The 19,249-nt window shown below is 43.6% G+C and carries 20 protein-coding genes; 6 read left to right on the forward strand and 14 right to left on the reverse strand.

All coding sequences use genetic code 11. The features are described from left to right. Window positions 1-698 (forward strand): NAD(P)/FAD-dependent oxidoreductase (locus PQR79_RS11875; protein WP_274408511.1); only part of this gene is annotated, 698 nt, incomplete at its 5' end. Window positions 699-1,593: 895 nt separating this feature from the next. Here the strand turns inward: PQR79_RS11875 and PQR79_RS20295 are convergent. The 6 genes from PQR79_RS20295 to PQR79_RS11905 form a co-directional block, all read right to left on the reverse strand. Next, window positions 1,594-1,839 carry a GyrI-like domain-containing protein gene (locus PQR79_RS20295; RefSeq protein ID WP_274408512.1) on the reverse strand — a complete coding sequence of 82 codons (246 nt, stop codon included), beginning with the start codon at window positions 1,837-1,839 and terminating at the stop codon, window positions 1,594-1,596. Next, window positions 1,757-2,518, reverse strand: a complete 762-nt coding sequence (locus tag PQR79_RS11885) for an AraC family transcriptional regulator (protein WP_274408513.1) — start codon at window positions 2,516-2,518, stop codon at window positions 1,757-1,759. Before PQR79_RS11885 ends, PQR79_RS20295 begins: the two co-directional genes overlap by 83 nt. A 312-nt stretch (window positions 2,519-2,830) precedes the next feature. Beyond that, window positions 2,831-3,262 (reverse strand): hypothetical protein, encoded by a 432-nt coding sequence (locus PQR79_RS11890; protein ID WP_238102549.1) that lies wholly within the window; start codon window positions 3,260-3,262, stop codon window positions 2,831-2,833. Window positions 3,263-4,475: 1,213 nt separating this feature from the next. Next, the gene (locus tag PQR79_RS11895) at window positions 4,476-5,309 is read right to left on the reverse strand and encodes a sulfurtransferase (RefSeq protein WP_238102548.1); all 834 of its coding nucleotides are present in this window, start codon (window positions 5,307-5,309) and stop codon (window positions 4,476-4,478) included. Between the two features lie 50 nt (window positions 5,310-5,359). After that, complete coding sequence (locus tag PQR79_RS11900; protein ID WP_238102547.1) at window positions 5,360-5,776, reverse strand: VanZ family protein; 417 nt, start codon at window positions 5,774-5,776, stop codon at window positions 5,360-5,362. Between the two features lie 157 nt (window positions 5,777-5,933). Continuing rightward, window positions 5,934-7,430, reverse strand: coding sequence for an aldehyde dehydrogenase (locus PQR79_RS11905; RefSeq protein ID WP_238102546.1), 1,497 nt, complete (start codon window positions 7,428-7,430; stop codon window positions 5,934-5,936). A 291-nt stretch (window positions 7,431-7,721) separates the two neighbouring features. Here PQR79_RS11905 and aptA point away from each other — a divergent pair, with 291 nt between their 5' ends. The 5 genes from aptA (at window position 7,722) to PQR79_RS11930 (ending at window position 12,681) form a co-directional block, all read left to right on the forward strand. After that, window positions 7,722-9,074 carry an omega-aminotransferase AptA gene (gene aptA, locus PQR79_RS11910; protein WP_238102545.1) on the forward strand — a complete coding sequence of 451 codons (1,353 nt, stop codon included), beginning with the start codon at window positions 7,722-7,724 and terminating at the stop codon, window positions 9,072-9,074. 33 nt (window positions 9,075-9,107) lie between these two features. Next, window positions 9,108-10,607 carry a CoA-acylating methylmalonate-semialdehyde dehydrogenase gene (locus tag PQR79_RS11915; RefSeq protein ID WP_238102544.1) on the forward strand — a complete coding sequence of 500 codons (1,500 nt, stop codon included), beginning with the start codon at window positions 9,108-9,110 and terminating at the stop codon, window positions 10,605-10,607. A gap of 9 nt (window positions 10,608-10,616) precedes the next feature. Further along, a complete protein-coding gene (locus PQR79_RS11920; protein ID WP_238102543.1) occupies window positions 10,617-10,985 on the forward strand; it encodes a cupin domain-containing protein in 369 nt (122 codons plus the stop codon). 130 nt (window positions 10,986-11,115) lie between these two features. After that, on the forward strand, window positions 11,116-11,838 hold the full coding sequence (locus PQR79_RS11925) for a TorF family putative porin (RefSeq protein ID WP_238102542.1): 723 nt from the start codon (window positions 11,116-11,118) through the stop codon (window positions 11,836-11,838). Window positions 11,839-12,336: 498 nt separating this feature from the next. Then, window positions 12,337-12,681 (forward strand): DUF3634 family protein, encoded by a 345-nt coding sequence (locus tag PQR79_RS11930; RefSeq protein ID WP_238102541.1) that lies wholly within the window; start codon window positions 12,337-12,339, stop codon window positions 12,679-12,681. A gap of 55 nt (window positions 12,682-12,736) precedes the next feature. On the opposite strand, the gene PQR79_RS11935 is transcribed toward PQR79_RS11930, so the two are convergent. The 8 genes from PQR79_RS11935 to PQR79_RS11970 form a co-directional block, all read right to left on the reverse strand. Continuing rightward, on the reverse strand, window positions 12,737-13,237 hold the full coding sequence (locus PQR79_RS11935; protein ID WP_238102960.1) for a DUF3833 domain-containing protein: 501 nt from the start codon (window positions 13,235-13,237) through the stop codon (window positions 12,737-12,739). 124 nt (window positions 13,238-13,361) lie between these two features. After that, entirely contained in the window at window positions 13,362-13,994 is a 633-nt protein-coding gene (locus tag PQR79_RS11940; RefSeq protein WP_238102540.1) for a chalcone isomerase family protein, read from the reverse strand. After that, a complete protein-coding gene (locus tag PQR79_RS11945; protein WP_238102539.1) occupies window positions 13,991-14,509 on the reverse strand; it encodes a DUF2878 domain-containing protein in 519 nt (172 codons plus the stop codon). The genes PQR79_RS11940 and PQR79_RS11945 overlap by 4 nt, the downstream gene beginning before the upstream one ends. A gap of 60 nt (window positions 14,510-14,569) precedes the next feature. After that, window positions 14,570-15,805 (reverse strand): SAM-dependent methyltransferase, encoded by a 1,236-nt coding sequence (locus PQR79_RS11950; RefSeq protein WP_238102538.1) that lies wholly within the window; start codon window positions 15,803-15,805, stop codon window positions 14,570-14,572. Window positions 15,806-15,912: 107 nt separating this feature from the next. Continuing rightward, on the reverse strand, window positions 15,913-16,725 hold the full coding sequence (locus PQR79_RS11955; RefSeq protein ID WP_238102537.1) for a DUF1365 domain-containing protein: 813 nt from the start codon (window positions 16,723-16,725) through the stop codon (window positions 15,913-15,915). After that, complete coding sequence (locus PQR79_RS11960) at window positions 16,722-17,990, reverse strand: NAD(P)/FAD-dependent oxidoreductase (RefSeq protein WP_238102536.1); 1,269 nt, start codon at window positions 17,988-17,990, stop codon at window positions 16,722-16,724. Before PQR79_RS11960 ends, PQR79_RS11955 begins: the two co-directional genes overlap by 4 nt. 25 nt (window positions 17,991-18,015) lie before the next feature. Beyond that, complete coding sequence (locus PQR79_RS11965; protein ID WP_238102535.1) at window positions 18,016-18,771, reverse strand: SDR family NAD(P)-dependent oxidoreductase; 756 nt, start codon at window positions 18,769-18,771, stop codon at window positions 18,016-18,018. Further along, window positions 18,771-19,169, reverse strand: a complete 399-nt coding sequence (locus PQR79_RS11970) for a nuclear transport factor 2 family protein (protein WP_238102959.1) — start codon at window positions 19,167-19,169, stop codon at window positions 18,771-18,773. Before PQR79_RS11970 ends, PQR79_RS11965 begins: the two co-directional genes overlap by 1 nt. Window positions 19,170-19,249 lie beyond the last annotated feature (80 nt).

Genomic DNA, 19,249 nt, shown 5'->3' on the forward strand with positions numbered 1-19,249 from the left:
GCAATCTGGGTACTCAATTATTTGAATACAGCGCTGCAGAAAAAATCATTAAAGGTGAAAAACCCAAAGTAATCACCGCACAAGGTCAGGTGACCTGCGATTACTTAGTCATGGCATGTAATGGCTATATTGGTAATAAACTCAACCCCTATTTAGGCGGTAAAGTATTACCTACAGGCACTTATTTACTCGCCACAGAACCATTAACTGAGCAACAATGTGCCAGTATCATCCCGCAAAATATGGCTTTTGCCGACATGCGCGTCGCCTTAGATTATTTCCATTTATCTGCCGATCGCCGTTTATTATTCGGTGGTTTATGCACGTATTCAGGTAAAGATCCTAAAGACATTGAGGCCGCACTAAGACCCAATCTTGAAAAAGTCTTCCCGCAGTTAAAAGGCATTAGGATTGATTATGAATGGGGCGGCATGATGGGCATCGGTGCTAATCGTATGCCACAAATAGGCCGTTTACCTGACGCCGCTAACATCTATTTTGCCCAAGCGTATGCTGGTCACGGGGTGAATGCCACTCATATGGCAGCAAGATTAATTGCCGAAGCGATTAGCCAGCAGTCACAACGCATTGATGTATTTAATGACATTAAACACATGACCTTCCCCGGCGGCCCTATGTTTAGATCGCCCATGTTGGCTGCTGGGATGTTGTACCACAGGATGAAGGATTTGCTGTAGGTTGATGGATTTGCTGTGGGTTGCTGGATTTGCTGTAGGTTGGCAAAAGGGTCAACCTTTGTTCTTCTTATGGCCTACGGCCACCAACGCTTAAGATCGCAAGGTTCCACTCTGCACGGGCTAATACATTATGGCCTGCGGCCACCAACGTCGTGGCGCTTCACCCACACCAGACCAAGAGGAAATCAACGGCTATTCCCTCTTGGAACTCCCAGCCGCCCCGCAACATTTTCAAACAGCGAAAAGGTCGCCATAGGGATTAATCCAGCTTTTGACCGCGTGTGTAACCGGCTTCGGCCTTATTCGAAAATGCTAACGCTTCAGATGGGGCGTCCCTTCCCCTCCAAAGCTAGCTCGCCATCCATGGCTAGCTCACGTCATTTTCTTCAACTGCCTCAAGTCCAGAGTTGAATTTGGGCATTTGAAAGCTAAGAATAACTCGTTTTTGGACAGAACCGAGTTAAGCTACTTTCTTGTCGTCCCGGCAATGTTTTTAAGTCGGGATCCAGGTGTTTGCTTATGTTCTGCTGCCACTAACGTCGTGGTGCTTAGCTTATCCCACGAAATGTTTTGGGTATCACAAGCAAAGGTCTATGGCGTAGCTCGACGCTTTTTCTGTGATGAGAAGGGACACAAAAAAATATTGAGTAATGCCAAACTCTAATAAATAGTTAAGAAAGCAGGATTATATTCACTAAGAGATGGATGGATCGCAGTTCATTATCCTAACCAGAAAGGGTAGTTAGGGGGTCTAAATGAACCGCCCTCGGCAACATGTTCCTGCGTTGCTATACCTCCAAAATCCATTTAGTCGTGTGCGGAGCCGCATGCAGGGTGATGTAGGGGCTGGAGGTTAGATACCTCCGGCTACCCGATTAGCTTTTCGCGCAAATGCCTATATTTCCTTCAGTTTAACGTGAATTTCCATTTCTACATACCCATCAATTCTTGCATCGTTCAGATAACGCTCTAACATCGGAAAGTTATCTGGCTCAAACCCACTATCAGGCAACCAATCAGAGTAGATACTCAACTGAGCCTTAATTGTTTCCTCCGGACTACCNTTTAAAATAGAGTACAGCGTACTTACCCTTTGGTATTTCAGATAGTGAAAATGGCTGCTTAACTTGTATATTTTCACCAATCACAACTGAAGCAGTGTAGCGACATTTATCAATCGGCGTAACTGTTGGGTTATCAAAAGCAAAAGAAAATCGCCTTTGCTCATCTTGCTTTATCCCGTTATTAGATGCCCAATCTATAAGCTTGTCCCATGCCTCATATATTGCTTCAGGCTCATAGCCACGCTGCGACGCTAAAGTGCATACACGCTGGCGATCAAGCTCTCTTACTTCAATGTTCATATTTTTATCCTTTAATTTAAGTACATTCATCACTTCATTTGTGATGCGAGAAGGATACAAATCAGAGGGTTTAAAATCTTTTCCATACTTGCTGGATATTTTTCCAATCTTGCTATCCTTAACCTTATCGGGATTACGTATTTCTGACGGACTAAAGCCGAAATGCAGCTTCACTGCTTTTGAAAAATTGGCACTTGACGAAAAACCGGTATCTAAAGCGACCTGAGTTACGGATAGTTCAGTTTTAAAGATTAATAAGTTGACCGCTCGCTCAAGCCTTCGCCTCACGATGTAATCATTTACCGTCTCACCGACAATAGCTGTAAAAATTCGGTGAAAGTGATATGCTGAAAAATGACTTACATTTGCCACTTCAGCCAGTGAAATTTTGTTATCCAGATTCGCTTCAATGTATTGAATTACTCTTTCTATACGCTTGTTGTATTCTTTATTCATAGATACCTAATTAGGAATGCTGCAAAGATACTCAAGGGAAGCTAACGCTTTGCTAAGCCGTAATTCGCTGTTTGGTAAGCGCGAAGTGCCAAGCCAACTGTTAATTGTTCCAGTGAGTTTACGAACGAACTTGAGCAACTTGTGTACGCCCTGCATGGGCATGAACTAATGAGGTGAAAGTCCTCTGTAGGAAGATCGCCGTTCAAATAACTTACTGTTATTAAACGTTAACTACTAGCGAATGGCAAGGGCTTAATCGCAAGGTTTGGTCTGGAGAAAGCCGCTAGCCTCATGCAGGGTGGGGGCTGGAGGTTAGATACCTCCACCGACCCGATTAACTGGCCTTTTAAACTTTTCCGAAACTGGTCCAATAAAACACATAGTTATTAATGCGCCTTGCATCATTTGAATTGACCATTCTAAATCTGTAACCCAATTCAATTCATATCCCCAACCTTCAGTATGTAATAAAGGGCCTGATATGCTAAAGATAAGAAAACCCCATTTCCCGAAATTGTTGTGCACGGCCAATAAAGCTAAAGATATAAAGGCTAATGGTTTACGAAAATCATAAACATACATAAGAATGTCATCAGGCAGTAACCAATGAGGCATAGGTTGCATCATCCAATAATTTACTACTTGGTAAGGAATGATCGACTCGTCATTATTGAAATACCAAACTGAAATCAAGTAGGCGGTAAAAACAACAATAAAAAATCTAAAAATTAAATTTATACTCATATCATCCTTGGCAAGTTAATTTTTCATTATGGGTTATTGATTAATAACATCCTACATTTGCTAACTTATTGTTGTAAAGCAGTTCTATTTAACTTTACTGACAAATAAAAGCGGGCTTGCACATTAAAAGTGGCCCAAGATTCTGAATGAATAAAAGTTCATTTATTTCAATTATTTATGAAAGATAAATTATTCACCATACTACTTTAGTTTACTTGTTAGCCGATTTGACTTAAAAATACTAAAAACCATTACAAGTGTTTTTGTTTATATTACACAATATAAAGGTAGGAAATATGGCTTTCACAGGATACTTATCCGATATTTTTAAGCCAGATACTGATGAAGTGTTAAGCAGTACGATCTCCTTCGAAAATTATGCCATTTTTAGTATTTTTCGTCTGGGATGATGTGGCCACAGGTTCATATTTGAAACAAACTTTGGGGCATAGATGAGTTACGTATATTGCTTGCAACAGTCCAAATTCAACTCTGAACTTGAGGCCGTTGAAGAAAATAACGTGAAGCTCACATGGATGTGAGCTTAGCTTTCGCGGTACAGGATGTACCATCGGAAGCGTTAGCATTTTCGAATAAGACCGAAGCAGGATTCAAACGAGGCCAAAAGCTAGATTAGTTTCCGTCGCGACCTTTTCGTTGTTCAGAAAATGTTGCCGGAACGCTGAGGGTTTGCAAAGGGGTACAAGCGCTTTACCCATTTGCTCTGGTGTGGGCGAAGCGACACGACGTTAGTGGCTGCAGGCCATATCTTAAACAAGGAATGGGGCATAAATGATTTACATTTACTTGATTTGAAAATGGTCAAATGCAACATTGAACTTGAGGCCGTTGAAGAAAATGACGTGAGTCCAGACATGGATGTCTGGCTAGCTTTGGAGGGGAAGGGTCGTTCCTTGGCATCCATGCCACCACGACATTTGTGAATCCATTCACATCAGACGCCCATCTGAAGCGTTAGCATTTTCGAATAAGGCTAAAGACGGTTACAAACGCGGTCAGAAGATGGATTAATTTCCGTCGCAATTTTTTCGCTGCTGTTGTTTGGTTAAAAAGCGAAAATGTTGCCGGAACGCTGAGGGTTTGCAAAGGGGTACAAGCGCTTTACCCCTTTGCTCTGGTGTGGGCGAAGCGCCACGACGTTAGTGGCCGTAGGCCATAAAACAAAAAATACCCACCAATTATTCAATCGACCCTATTCTATAGGCAGCGCAGCATCTCCGCCCCACACAGCCCATGAACCGTCGTATAATGCGGCTTGATGATGACCTGCGACATACGAGGCTAAAATCAAAATACATGCGGTGATACCAGAGCCGCAAGTGAACACACGTTGGGCATTGTTACTGGTATCCAGGTTGGCAAAAATTGTGTGTAACTCTTTAGTCGATTTCATTTTAAAACCGTTTAATACTTGGGCAAACGGTAGGTTTAGCGAGCCAGGAATATGCCCACTGCGCATGCCAACTCGTGGTTCGGGTGATGTACCATTAAAGCGCCCTACTGCGCGGGCATCGATAATATCTACATTAGCATGGCCAAGGTGAGTTAACACAAATTCGGTGTCACATACCTTATGTTGCAATAAACGCCCTTTTATATCACCAGACTGAGTTGGGCTAGCAAATTGGCGTACCGTGTCTTTACCTTCTGCTCGCCACTGCGGTAAGCCACCGTCGAGCACAAACACTTTTTCAAACCCCATCGCTTTAAACGTCCACCAAGCGCGTGGCGCAGAATAAATACCCTGGTCATCGTAAATAACCACGGTGCTGTTATGAGTAATACCCAGGGTTTGCGCGGCGTCAGTAAATTGCTCCGGTGTTGGCATGGCATGGGTTTGTGGAGAGTGATGATCAAAAAGTAGTTTATCAATTTGGCACGATAACGCACCAGGGATGACATAAAGCTCATCGTATACGAGAGGGTCTTTGCCTAACACAACTTCCATGCTGGCATCGAGTATAACGAGATCTGGATCTTCAAGATGTAACGCTAACCAATCTGTGGTCACTAAAGGAGAATTCACATTAAACCTCTCTATTGTTTACGATAAAACTCAGTCAAATTAATCCTAACTCAGGTTGTAACACCTCGCTGTCTATCGAGAATACGCTGAGTTAAGCCACTTAAATAACTAAATAAAATAATACCAACAGCATCGGCAACCAAGTCGATGATGTCTAACGTTCTTGATGGAATAAAGCCCTGACTGATCTCCTCACTCAAGACGAATATTGACACTAGCACAGCACCGTAATAAAGCGGAATACGTCCAAGCAGAAAGTGTCGACTCTGTAACGCTAAATTGGCCACAAAGGTTAATAATCCAAACAACAGCATATGGCCAACTTTATCGCCATAAGGAATATGGCGGACCAAATCAAACAATATGCTTTGAGCACCCGTATTGGCTAAATAAATGACCCATAAAATAAAACAGAAAAAAACCGCAGCTACAGCGAGTGATAATCGAGAGAAAGTATTGTGGGTCATTTAACTTTATCCATTTGTTACGTATTACGGTAATTTTTAACGACATAATCGACTTGTCAGTCTACGCGAAGATATTTAAAAGAAGGGTTAATATTTCTTAATAAAAAAGCCCTTTATTTACTAAAGGGCTTTGTTTACATCACAGGCAGAATGATGACTATAAAGCAATCCAAGTCGCTTTTAATTCGGTGTATTTATCAAACGCATGTAATGACTTATCACGGCCATTACCCGACTGCTTATAGCCCCCGAATGGTGCTGTCATATCACCACCATCGTAGTGATTAATCCACACCATACCACTGCGAAGTGCTTTAGCCGTTTTATGCGCCTTACTTAAATTTGAGGTCCATACCGCTGCAGCTAATCCATAAATGGTGTCGTTAGCAATCTTAATGGCTTCGTCCATACCGTCAAATTCGATTACCGATAACACAGGGCCAAAAATTTCTTCACTGGCGATACGCATGTCATTTTTAACATTACTAAAAATGGTCGGTTGAACAAACATACCGCCAGTTTCTGCCATTACCTGTTTGCCCCCCTCGACCAGAGTCGCGCCTTGTTCGGTACCGGTTTTAATGTAGTTAAGCACATTGGTTAATTGTTGCTGATCGACCACCGCGCCACAAGTGGTATTAGGGTCAAGTGGATGCCCAGGCTGCCAGCCTTGCATTTCTTTGATAATAAGCTGAATTAATTCATCTTTAACACCAGATTCAACCAACAAACGTGAACCCGCTGTACACACCTCACCTTGGTTAAAAGCAATGGCAACTGCGGCGGCTTCTGCGGCAGCTTTTAAGTCTGGTGCATCGTTAAATACAATATTGGGGCTCTTGCCACCCGCTTCTAACCACACGCGTTTCATGTTCGACTCGCCTGCGTAAATCATTAATTGTTTGGCAATTTTAGTTGAACCGGTAAACACCAATGTATCAACGTCCATATGCAAAGCCAATGCTTTACCCACGGTATGACCAAAGCCAGGTAACACGTTTAATACCCCGGCAGGAATACCCGCATCCAGCGCTAACTGCGCCATACGAATGGCTGTTAACGGCGACTTTTCAGAGGGTTTTAAAATCACACTGTTACCGGTTGCAAGCGATGGCCCAAGCTTCCAACACGCCATAATCATGGGGAAGTTCCACGGTACAATGGCAGCCACAACCCCCACCGCTTCGCGGGTGATCATGCCAATTTCGTTATGGGCTGTTGGGGCAATTTCATCGTAGATTTTATCGATGGCTTCACCAGACCAGCGAATAGCGCGCGCGGCACCCACCACATCAACGCCTTTTGAGTGTTGAATGGGTTTACCCATATCGAGGGTTTCAAGCAGTGCAAGCTCGTCTGCGTTTTCTTCTAGCAAATCTGCAAATCGAATCATGATTTGCTTACGTTGTGCTGGCGGCAAATTAGCCCAAGTTCCTGCCTCAAAAACTTCACGAGCATTGGCTACGGCGACGTTGGCGTCAATCAAGTCACAACTGGCCACCTTGGCTAATACTTTGCCATCAATCGGGCTAATGCAATCAAAGGTCTCACCAGATGCAGCACCTTGATACTGACCATTAATAAATGCATTTCCATTAATTTGCAGACTGGCTGCCAATGCTTGCCAATCGCTAAGACTTGTTGGAGTACTCATTGTGACCTCGATTTAATAAATGGATTGATAGACATCACGCCAAGTGATGCCAAACAACATAATTAGCTTGCATGACTCAATATATTTACTGTGAATATTGTCACTTGATGAGGCCAAACAGCAAGAGATTTTCAATATATTTTACAAAATAGTCTAATTTAGTATAAATAAATGCACACACCCCTTTTATGTTCATTATTTTTGACATAGCATAGCAAATATCAATCACTCATAATTTAACCATTATAAGTGGGCCAATTGACTAATTTGTTACCTATGTAGAGTCTATTTATGAACGAACTTCAGCACAAAGGAACGGGCGACTCATCGCAAACATGGCCGAATATGGCCCATTTTTGGATGCCATTTACCGCCAATAAGCAATTTAAAACAAATCCACGCTTGTTAGTGTCAGCACAAGGTATGTATTACACCGACATTGATGGTAACAAGGTGCTCGATGCCACTGCAGGATTATGGTGTTGTAATGCCGGTCATGGCAGAGCAGAAATATCTGAGGCGGTCAGCAAGCAAATTAGCCAGATGGACTATGCGCCGTCCTTTCAAATGGGTCACCCACTGGCGTTTGAATTAGCCCATAAACTCAGTGAAATGAGCCCTGACGGATTGGACCATGTGTTTTTTACCAATTCGGGGTCAGAGTCTGTTGATACAGCTCTCAAAATGGCGCTTTGTTATCACCGAGCCAATGGTCAAGCGAGCCGTACACGCTTTATTGGCCGCGAGTTAGGCTATCACGGTGTTGGGTTTGGTGGCATTTCAGTTGGTGGCATCAGTAATAATCGCAAAACTTTTAGCCAACAATTGTTGCAAGGTGTTGACCACCTGCCTCATACACTCGACATTGCCAACAATGCCTTTAGCCATGGTCTACCGCCATACGGTGTAGACAAGGCTGAAGCGCTTGAGCAGCTCATTACCTTACACGGCGCAGAAAACATTGCTGCCGTTATCGTTGAACCCATGTCAGGCTCTGCGGGGGTGATTTTACCACCTGATGGCTACCTTAAACGCTTACGCGAAATCACCCAAAAACACGGTATTTTACTGATATTTGATGAAGTTATTACTGGCTTTGGCCGCGTGGGAGCCGCTTTTGCCAGTGAACGCTGGCAAGTGACGCCAGACATGATCACCACAGCAAAAGCCATTAACAATGGTGCAATCCCTATGGGGGCGGTCTTTGTGAGTGATGCTATTCACAACACCTGCATGAATGGCCCAGACGAGTTAATTGAGTTTTTCCATGGTTACACTTATTCCGGTCACCCAGTGGCAGCGGCATCAGCCCTAGCAACCTTGTCGATTTATGAAAATGAACAGCTATTTGAACGCGCGCGCGAACTTGAATCTTATTTTGAACAGGCCGTGCATAGCCTCAAAGGGCTACCAAATGTGATTGATATTCGCAACACAGGTTTGGTTGCCGGCATTCAGTTTGCCCCAAGTAATAAAGGCGTGGGTAAACGTGGTTACGCCATATTTGACCATTGCTTTAGAAACGGCGCATTAGTGCGCGCAACGGCTGACATCATTGCCCTATCGCCGCCATTAATTGTCGAAAAATCTCAAATAGATGACATGGTAAATCAACTGACTGACGCCATTAACGCCGTGGATTAATTCATTTTTAGTTTATAAGAAAGGACTGCAAGCATGCTTAACATTACCCATTTTGTGAATGGACAACAGACTCAAACCAGCCAACGCCAACAAACGATTTACGACCCAGCAACCGGTGAAGCCCGTGGCCAGGTGTCATTAGCCAGTCAGGAAGAGGTAGCCACTGCCATTGCTGCGGCTAAAATCGCGTTTGACAGCTGGTCACAAGTGACGCCACTCAATCGTGCTCGCGTGTTATTTAAATTTAAAGCGTTAGTCGAGCAGCATGTCGATAAATTAGCAGAACTGATCACCCTAGAGCATGGCAAAGTGCTTGATGACGCCAAAGGCGAAATAACTCGAGGCCTCGAAGTGGTTGAGTTTGCCTGTGGTATTCCGCACTTATTAAAAGGCGAACACACCCAACAAGTCGGTGGTGGCGTTGACGCATGGTCGGTTAATCAAGCTTTAGGTGTTGTGGCTGGTATTGCGCCATTTAACTTCCCAGTAATGGTGCCCATGTGGATGTTCCCGATTGCCATTGCCTGTGGCAACACCTTTATTATGAAACCGTCTGAAAAAGACCCTAGCTCGGTCATGTTCATTGCTGAGTTGCTCAAACAAGCTGGCTTACCTGATGGAGTGTTTAACGTCATAAACGGCGATAAAGAAGCCGTTGATGCCTTGCTCAGCCACCCAGATATTAAAGCCGTCAGCTTTGTTGGCTCAACTCCCATTGCGGAATATATCTACACCACAGCGTCTGCTCACGGTAAACGAGTGCAAGCGTTGGGCGGAGCTAAAAATCACATGTTATTAATGCCCGATGCTGATTTAGATCAAGCTGTTAATGCACTAATGGGGGCAGCATATGGTAGTGCGGGTGAACGTTGTATGGCCATTTCTGTAGTACTGGCTGTCGGTGATGTGGGCGACAAATTGGTCGATAAATTATTGCCGCAAATTAGCGCCTTAAAGGTGGGTAGCGGTATCACCCCAGAAATGGACATGGGTCCGCTGATCTCAGCGCAGCATTTAGCCAAAGTGCGCGACTACGTTGAAGCCGGTATTAACGAAGGCGCTAAATTGGTAGTCGATGGTCGCGATATTAGCATTAGCGACCACCAGCAAGGTTACTTTTTAGGTGCCTGCTTGTTTGACCATGTCACACCACAAATGAGCATTTACCAACAAGAAATATTTGGCCCAGTACTGGCCATTGTGCGAGTTGACAATTATGCCGACGCATTAGCCCTCATCAATCAACATGAGTTTGGTAATGGCACGGCCATTTTCACTCAAAATGGACAAGTCGCGCGTCATTTTTGCCACCATGTTGAAGTGGGCATGGTTGGCGTTAATGTGCCAATCCCAGTGCCAATGGCCTTTCATAGCTTTGGTGGTTGGAAGCGTTCATTATTTGGTCCATTGCACATGCATGGGCCTGATGGCGTGCGTTTTTATACCAAACGTAAAGCCATTACCGCTCGGTGGCCACAAGCTAAAGTTGACGCTAACGAACCGTCGGCCTTTATTATGCCAACCATGAAATAAGTGAGCATTATGAATAAAAACATCAGTGATATCACTCTATTTAGTAGTCAATCTACCGAGGTTGAGTCGTATCACTTAGCCGCTGAAAAAAGATTAGCGGGCAACCCACTGCAGTCGGTGCAAAATCATTTCGAAAGCCCCTGCAAACAATTTAATGTTGGGGTCTGGCAAAGCGAAGCCGGCAGTTGGACTGTAAATTACAGCGAGTTTGAATATTGCGACATTCTTGAAGGAAGCAGCATTATTACCGACAGCCAAGGCCACAGTTTAACGGTTAAGGCTGGCGATAAATTTGTCATTCCATCTGGGTTTACTGGTACTTGGGAGGTCGTTGGATACTGTAAAAAGATTTACGTTATGTTTGAACAGCAAGCTTAAGCAAACATAGCGTTTAACCGCCATGCGGTACAGGCAAAACCTATCGGTTTTGACTCTGATAAATGGCATACGCAGTGACTGGATATTGCAATAACGAGTCACTGTATTATATGTAAATGGAGATGATATCGTGTCGAACACATTAAAAAGAACGCGAATTGCACTGTTAAGCGGATTAACATTATCAGCAACCCTACTGGCTCCGTTAGCGACTGCCGAGGTCTCTGGCGCAGTAAGTGTCACTAATGATTACCGCTTTCGTGGTGTATCACAAACCGCAGGCGATCCAGCCTTACAAGCCAATATTGATTGGAGCCATGATAGCGGCTTTTTTGTGGGTGCTTGGGGCAGCAATGTCGACTTTGATGAACCTGGTTATAACGGCCCAGACGTCGAAATAGACTTGTACGCCGGTTACTATGGTGAAATTAACGACGACACCAGCTATGACTTCACCTTGTATCGTTATAACTATCCTGGAGACAGTGAGTTAGACTACCTCGAAGTCAGCGCGGGTATCGATTATAGCGGCTTTAGAGGCGCTTATTGGTATACCGATGATTATGGCGGAAGTGATTTAGCCCTGCATTACACTGAAATTAACTACAGCTGGGAATTTGCCGAAGATTGGAGCCTAGATTTACATTATGGCTATAACTTTGGTGACGCCATTGACGATGGTGAAGGCTTTGACAGCTACTCAGATTACTCTATTGGCGTATCAACTGAGTTTAGTGGGTTTAGTGTTTCAATGGCTTACTTAGACACTGACATTGATGGTGATTATGAGGTTAATTCCGGGGTTTATAAAAACTCTGGCACTTTATTAGCGACCGTGAGTTACGCATTTTAAAGTCTAGTGTTTATAAACAGACTTTAAGCGCTAACTGAGCGCTGGGGCGCTCAGTTTTTAATCCAAAAAACCGCCAATTTGGCGGTTTTTATTATGTGCTATGGGGACTTACTAGGGCCTGTATAACGTTAAACACCACAAAACACTGCTCGCGGTACAAGTCAGTCATCTTTGCCCAATGCCGTAATTAAGCTTGGACACATCATTATACTGTGTAGCGCTAAAACACTGCGCTGCGGCGCTTTTAATAGTACGGTTTTATCGAGGATTAGATCTTGCTCATAGATTTCAACAAAATAGCATTGCATACCCGCATGACCGGAGTATCTTACAGTAATAGAGTGTATAACCTAGCTCGGGATTATAAACGGTTATCAAACAGGCCTTTGTCTCGCTTTTGATATATATTGGGCTCAATGTTGTCATTTAGCCTTACATATCCCGCCTCTTAACCCGAGCTGAAGTGATATAAAATTAATCGCCACCAAGGAGCGCGCCATGGCAGACACCATAATCAAAATACTGATCATTGTGGGCTTGTTTTTTCTCGCCTATAAACTGATTTTTACTAGCAGCCGTGGATTAACGTTATTTGAAATGCATTTTAAAGACGGTAAGCTAACAAATCACAAAGGCAAAATTCCAGAACGTTTTGAACGCGAATGCAGAGCTATTGCAAAATCAAACAAGCTCACTTGCACCATTAGAGCTGAAAAATCAGGTCATGTGCGTCTGCATGTTTCTGCTAACGTGGGTGACAATTTAACCCAACAAATTCGCAATCAATTTCCGTTTGAGTATTACGATAAAAAACAACAAGACTCATCAAAATTGAAAGGTTAATCTTATTAACTGCCAATAAAAATGGACTCTGCTGAGTCCATTTTTGGGTATAAGGTTAATTAGCTTGCTTAGAAATCACTAAAGTGACCTGCGCAACCGTAATGCCAAACTTAATAATATCGCTTTTATTAATAATGGTATTTTGATCCACTAAAAACATCCAATCGTCAAAATGCACCTCATATTCGCTATCATCGACGGCCAATAACATGTCGTAGCGCCAACGCAACGCACTGCCTTTGGATTCACCTTGCGCAATGCCTAAAATGTCATTGGCGGTACCTAAATAAGCGCCGTTACCTTGATCGATAATGGTCCACACTCGGGTTTGTTTCTCGCCATCATCATACACAAACCACTCGTTAATCACCCCTTGCTTACCTTGTGGGGTATCGCTCCAGTGCGCCTCCATGGTGACGGTAAATTTACGCGTCACCTTGCCGGAGAAGTCTTGCACTATGCCGGCAGCGGTTAATTTGCCATCAAAAAACTCGGCCAAATCAAGCTTGGGGTTGGTATTGGCATAATCATCAATTGATGCAGATGAGCATGACATTAACCCGAGAGCCAATAATGCCAGCACGACCGTTTTACCTAGCGGCTTAAGCCATTGCTTAAACAAGTGCTTGGCGGTAAATATAGAGGGTGATTTCGATAACATTATTCAACCTTAGTCAGCGTTAATTCATACCAATGAGTTGTTGGCGCAATTTAGGTCTACTGGTATGTTCAGATAACCAAATCGCCAGAAAATCTACCGCAAACTGGGCATGACTCACTTGAAAATACGGTTTGTCATTAAACAAAAACTCAGCTTGATCGCGGTTATTGACCATAAACGTTAGCCTGTCACCGTCTTTGACATCGGGCCAAGCTCGTAAAAGCTGTTCACGGTATTGCTCAATTTGTTGCTCAGATAAGCCTAAATGCATCCACTGATCAACCGTAGCATCGATTAAATCTTCAGCATCAATGTCACGATGGTATTCAATTTCGAGTTTAAGCGGCCATTGTTCTGCCTGATATTTACCATCAATTGAGTATAAAGTTGCGCTATAAATGTCGAACCACATCATACTCATATTAGCTGAGCCGACTTGAATAAGTGATGACGATGAAGATGGCTGCGGCATTGCTAAAACAGGCTGTGGGTCAGTGCTGGGAATCGTTGACGATTGATTGGCCATGGCATTACTCATGCTGAGCATTAACATTAGCATCACCACTACCGCACCGACGACACCAAAAAGCACTTCGACCAACCATTGATAAGCATTGCCTCCGGCGTTAACCGTCAGATTGAGCGTTTTCATTGCTGGCTCTCCTGGGTAAGACCTCTGGTGTATTCACCGCGACTTATCATTAACAATACGGGAAACAACACACTCCAGATCACTGCCAATATAATTACACTCACCCATTGACCGTAAGGCAAAACAACTGCATTAAACTCAGCACCCGCAATGTAACTTAAGCTGCCAAACACCCCACCGAATAAAGCTTGTAAGCTCACTGCTAATCGTTGAAAAAACACCAAACTGTACCTAAGGCTTAGCGCAAACACTAACCATAACAGCGCTAACCAATAAGGCGTTTCAGCAAACACAAACACACCAGCCCAAGTCAGTAACGTGTCAACACTCATGCCAATCACGGCGCACAAACACATTAATTTAAAATCAAGCCGCTGCGATTGAGACAATAAAAAATGGCTCACCACCAGCACAATCGATAATAACAGCAGTTGGTTGCCGGCAAGGACGCCTGCCCACCAAACCAATTGGAAAGATAACGCATTTAAGATAATAAATAGCTTTGGATTAGGCATAACTACCTCGCCGCATAAGCAAGCTTGCTCGCAGGGTACGAGCAAGCCATAGATAAACTATTACAAGCGGTATTGCGGCCTAACGGCAACCAAATGCACAGTACTGGTGGTTCGTTCTAAAAAGCCGCCTTCACAGTAGCTTAAATAAAACTTCCACATCCGAATAAAATCATCGCCATAATTTAATGCTTTAATCTTGTCGTATGCCGCATCGAAGTTTTCATGCCAGTGACGTAATGTACGGGCGTAGTCTTTACCCATGTCGCTCACAGACCAAGTGACCATGTCGGTCTTTTTAGCAATATGCTTGGTCATTTCACTCACCGATGGTAAGCAACCACCAGGGAAAATATAACGCTGAATAAAGTCGACCCCTTTGCGGTAACTGTCATAGCGCTGATCGGCAATAGTAATGGCTTGAATCAACATGCGGCCGTTAGGTTTGAGCAAGTGCTGCAGTTTTTCAAAAAATCCGCCGAGGTACTCATGACCAACCGCTTCAATCATTTCAATCGATACCACACGATCATATTCACCGGTCAGTAATCGATAGTCTTGTTTGAGTAAAGTGATCTTGTCTTGCAAGCCCTCTTGCGCCACTCGTGCAACAGCATAGTCATATTGCGCATCTGAAATGGTTGTGGTTGTGACCTGCACACCAAAGTGCTTAGCAGCATAAATGGCTAATGCGCCCCAACCGGTGCCAACTTCAAGCAGGGTTTGCCCTGGGGTTAAATCCAAACGCTCACAAATAGTGTGCAGTTTATGAATTTGTGCTTCGTTTAAACTGCTATCATCATTGGGGTATAACGCACTTGAATACATCATTTCAGGATCTAAAAACTGCTGATACATGTCATTACCTAAATCGTAATGCGCCAAAATATTGCGTTTAGAACCCGCTTCTGAATTTCGATTTAATACATGCTTTAAGCGGCTAACACCATTACTTAACCATGAAAAATAACGCTCAATGTTGTCGAGTAATGCTAAGTTGCGAGCAAATACTTGCACCACTTTAGTTAAATCGGGGCTACACCAATGACCTTGAATATAAGCTTCGCCAGCACCAATTGAGCCGCCAAATACCACTTGGCGATAAAAATTAGGGTGTTTAACCTGCATCGTTGCGTGGATGTCACTTTTACTGTGACCAAATACACTTGTTTGATCACCATCAACAATCGTTAACTGCCCATCAGCAAGATGCGCTAGCGCGCGAAGTAAGATTTTTCTTGCCAAACTGTCAGATAAACCAGCTTGAGCTATGCTGCTTTGTGCGACTGTATTTTCCATGTGTTGTCTCCAGTTCATCAACTGCTATTGGTGATGATATAAACTTATAAGCAGTCAGTACGTTGTGCCAGTCCATTTGGTTTACATTTGTTTTTGTCGTCTTTAAATTAGGCCACTTTTGTCGCCTGCTTGCTGACAAAAGGCACGCGTTTAACAAACAGTTTTAACGCTTGCCAATAAATACCTAACATAATTTTTGCTGTCATTAACGGAAAATGCAGCATAAAGCCTCGGATACTTTTCGCGCTTATTTCTTGGCGTTTAAGCACCACACCAGCATCAAACAGTTTATCGTTGTTGGCATTACGGTTTTCAATAGTGACCTTTAAAAACTTAGCTGGCGCGGTAATTCGCCATAAGTAATGCATCTCTAGATTCATAAACGGCGACACATGAAACACCTTGTCGGTGTGGGTGGTATTGGCCATGTCCACTAAATAGCAATGGCGCTCATTCCAAGGGGTATTGCTTACCTCTGCCAGCATATAAACCATTTCATCTTGGTGATAACAAAAATAAAAATTCACCGGGCTAAAGTAAAATCCGCAATGACGAATTTGCCCCGAAAAAATCACCTTGTCGCATACTTGGTTGGCACCTAAATGTGCAATGGTGGCTAACACCCGTTGTTTTAACGCGCCAGCATCATCGCCATGACAGGCTGGCGGCAACACTAATGCATCCGCAAACTGCTTATCCAATTCATTGAGATAGTCGCTTGGTTTAAATTTTAGCGGGGTCAACCTGTTTGTAGAAAACAATTTACTGCTGGCACATATGGCATCGACTTCGTCTAAGTCAATTGCCATCATCGCCAACTTATAGCCAAAACTGTGCACTTTAGGCACGTGGCGACGATGGCTCACCGTGCCAGTATAAATGCCGCTATGTAAGGTCTGTGGCGATGAAGCTATTGTCATAAGGTGATTCCAAAAAGATTACACACGTCTACCGCGCTTCGCACCCCGTCTTCATGAAAACCGTTGTGCCAATAGGCGCCAGCATAATAAGTATGACGTTTTCCGTTGATTAGCGCTTTCTTACTTTGAGATTTCATGCTGGCGTCATTAAACACCGGATGGGCATAATTAAATTTCCGTAAGATTTTAGTTTCGTCAATTAAATCAGTTTGATTTAAAGTCACACAAAATGTTGGGGCGTCACTCGGTAAGCGCTGCAAAATGTTCATGTTATAGGTGACGCTTGCAGGGCGTTGAGCAACATCTAACTCATTTTCACCATCAAGACGATAGTTCCAACTTGCCCAAGCCGCTTTGCGCTTTGGCAGCACATTAATATCAGTATGCAGCATAACCTCATTATTTTGATAGGCCATTGGAGCGAGTATTTCTGTCTCGTCCTGGCTTGGGTCAGTCAACATAGCTAATGCTTGATCGCTATGGCAGGTCAACACCACATCATCAAACGGTTGCCACTCGCCATGAGACACTTGTACCTGCACGCCATCGTCACTGCGTTTAATTCCGGTAACGGGTGAGTTAAGGTGAATGCGCTCTTTAAACGGGGCGGTTAATGCCGGAATGTAACTGCGTGATCCGCCTTCAAGTACATACCATTGTGGGCGGTCATTAATGTTGAGCAGGCCATGGTGCTGAAAAAAGCGAATAAAAAAACGTAATGAAAAGCTGCGCATATCATCAATACTGGACGACCAAATTGCTGCGCCCATTGGCAAAATATAATGCTCACAAAAAAAGGCAGAAAAGTCGTTTTGATCTAGGTATTCACCCAGTGTGGAGTGAGGGTATTTGTCGGCTTCATAAATCGCTTTACAGCCGTTATTAAAACGCACTATTTCGCCAAGAAATCGATAAAAGCTGGGGCGGAATAAATTTCGGCGCTGGGCAAATAAACTCCATAAATTATGACCATTATATTCAAGCCCAGTGATGGCGTTATTGACACTAAAACTCATTTCTGTCGGCATGGATTTAACCTTGAGCTGCTCCATGAGTTTTTCAAATCGTGGGTAAGTACGGTCGTTGAATACAATAAAACCGGTATCAATTGCATACGACTTACCTGCTACTTCAACATCGACCGTTGCGGTGTGCCCACCAATATAATCATTAGCTTCAAACACGGTAACCTTGTGTTTTCGGCTCAATAAATGTGCGCAAGTTAAGCCAGAAATACCCGTACCAATCACGGCGATATGTTTCATTTAATCATCCTTACTGAAAGCTGTTTTAGTTATTTTTCTTTGCTAGCAAAGACACCAGCAATGACTCTGGTAATAACGAAGCCAATTTAAGTAACCAGGTAAACTTACCCGGAAAGTGAATTTCATTACGTTGGCGGTGCATACCGTTATAAATGGCCACTGCTGCTTGCTGAGCAGTAATTTGCATAGGCATGGCAAAATCGTTTTTATCGGTTAATGGGGTTTTAACAAATCCAGGGCAAATAACACTCACGCCAATATCGTGCTCGGCTAAATCCACTCGTAAACTGCGCCCTAAATAACTAATCGCCGCTTTTGATGCGCCATAAGCTTCAGCCCGAGGAAACGGTAAGTAGGTCGCGCTTGAACTCATTAACCCAAGTTGAGCACCACTGCTAAGTAACGGTAAAAAATGCTCAAGACAATAACCCATCGCAATGACATTGGTGTTAATCACTCGGGCAAATAATGCCGAGTCAAAATGCAATACATCGTCGATATATTCGCAACTGCCGGCATTGAGTATCACGTGCTGTAATTGCCAGTGGTTATCGAGCAACAACCGTTTAAGCTCAGTGGCCGCGGTTTGCACTTGTGCATTGTCGGTAATATCAAACTCAAGTGGTGTCGCGCCGCTAATGTTTTGCAGCGCCTCGCGGTTGCGACCACAAGCAATCACTTGCATACCTTGAGCAAGGTAATGCTCAGCCAACGCAAAGCCGATGCCTGAGCTGGCACCAGTGATTAACACTGCCTGCATTTTAGCGGTTTTCATCACCATTACTTGGCCGCCCTATTTTTTAACAAGCCAATCAAACCGCCTAAAAATGGCACCTGCTCGTACAGCATTTGCCCAAGGTCAAAATAGTCGCGATGGGCATAGATTTTGTCATCGAACTTTAGTTGCGACATGCCGTCAACCTGAATCTGTTGGCCTTTGTTTAACTTAGGGTGCGAATAAGTCATTGTCCAATATAATGCCGCTTGGCTATTGTTATGGCTCACAACCACTTCTTTAATATCAAACTCGATGTGGGTGACGTTAAGGTACATGTTGGCAAAGTAACGCGTGAGGTCGTCTATGCCATTAACCTGATGCATAGGATCGCGAAAGCCAATATCGTCACGATATACTTGGCGTAGCAAATGTAAATTGTCTTTGTTAAGTTGCTGATACATATCAATAAATGCATCTACAATAGCAGGATTGCCATGACTAGACGTTGTATTTACGCCACTTGATGGTTCAGCTGAAATAT

It is taken from the genome of Shewanella metallivivens, from assembly GCF_028750675.1.
In the GTDB taxonomy this organism is placed as follows: Bacteria; Pseudomonadota; Gammaproteobacteria; order Enterobacterales; family Shewanellaceae; genus Shewanella; species Shewanella metallivivens.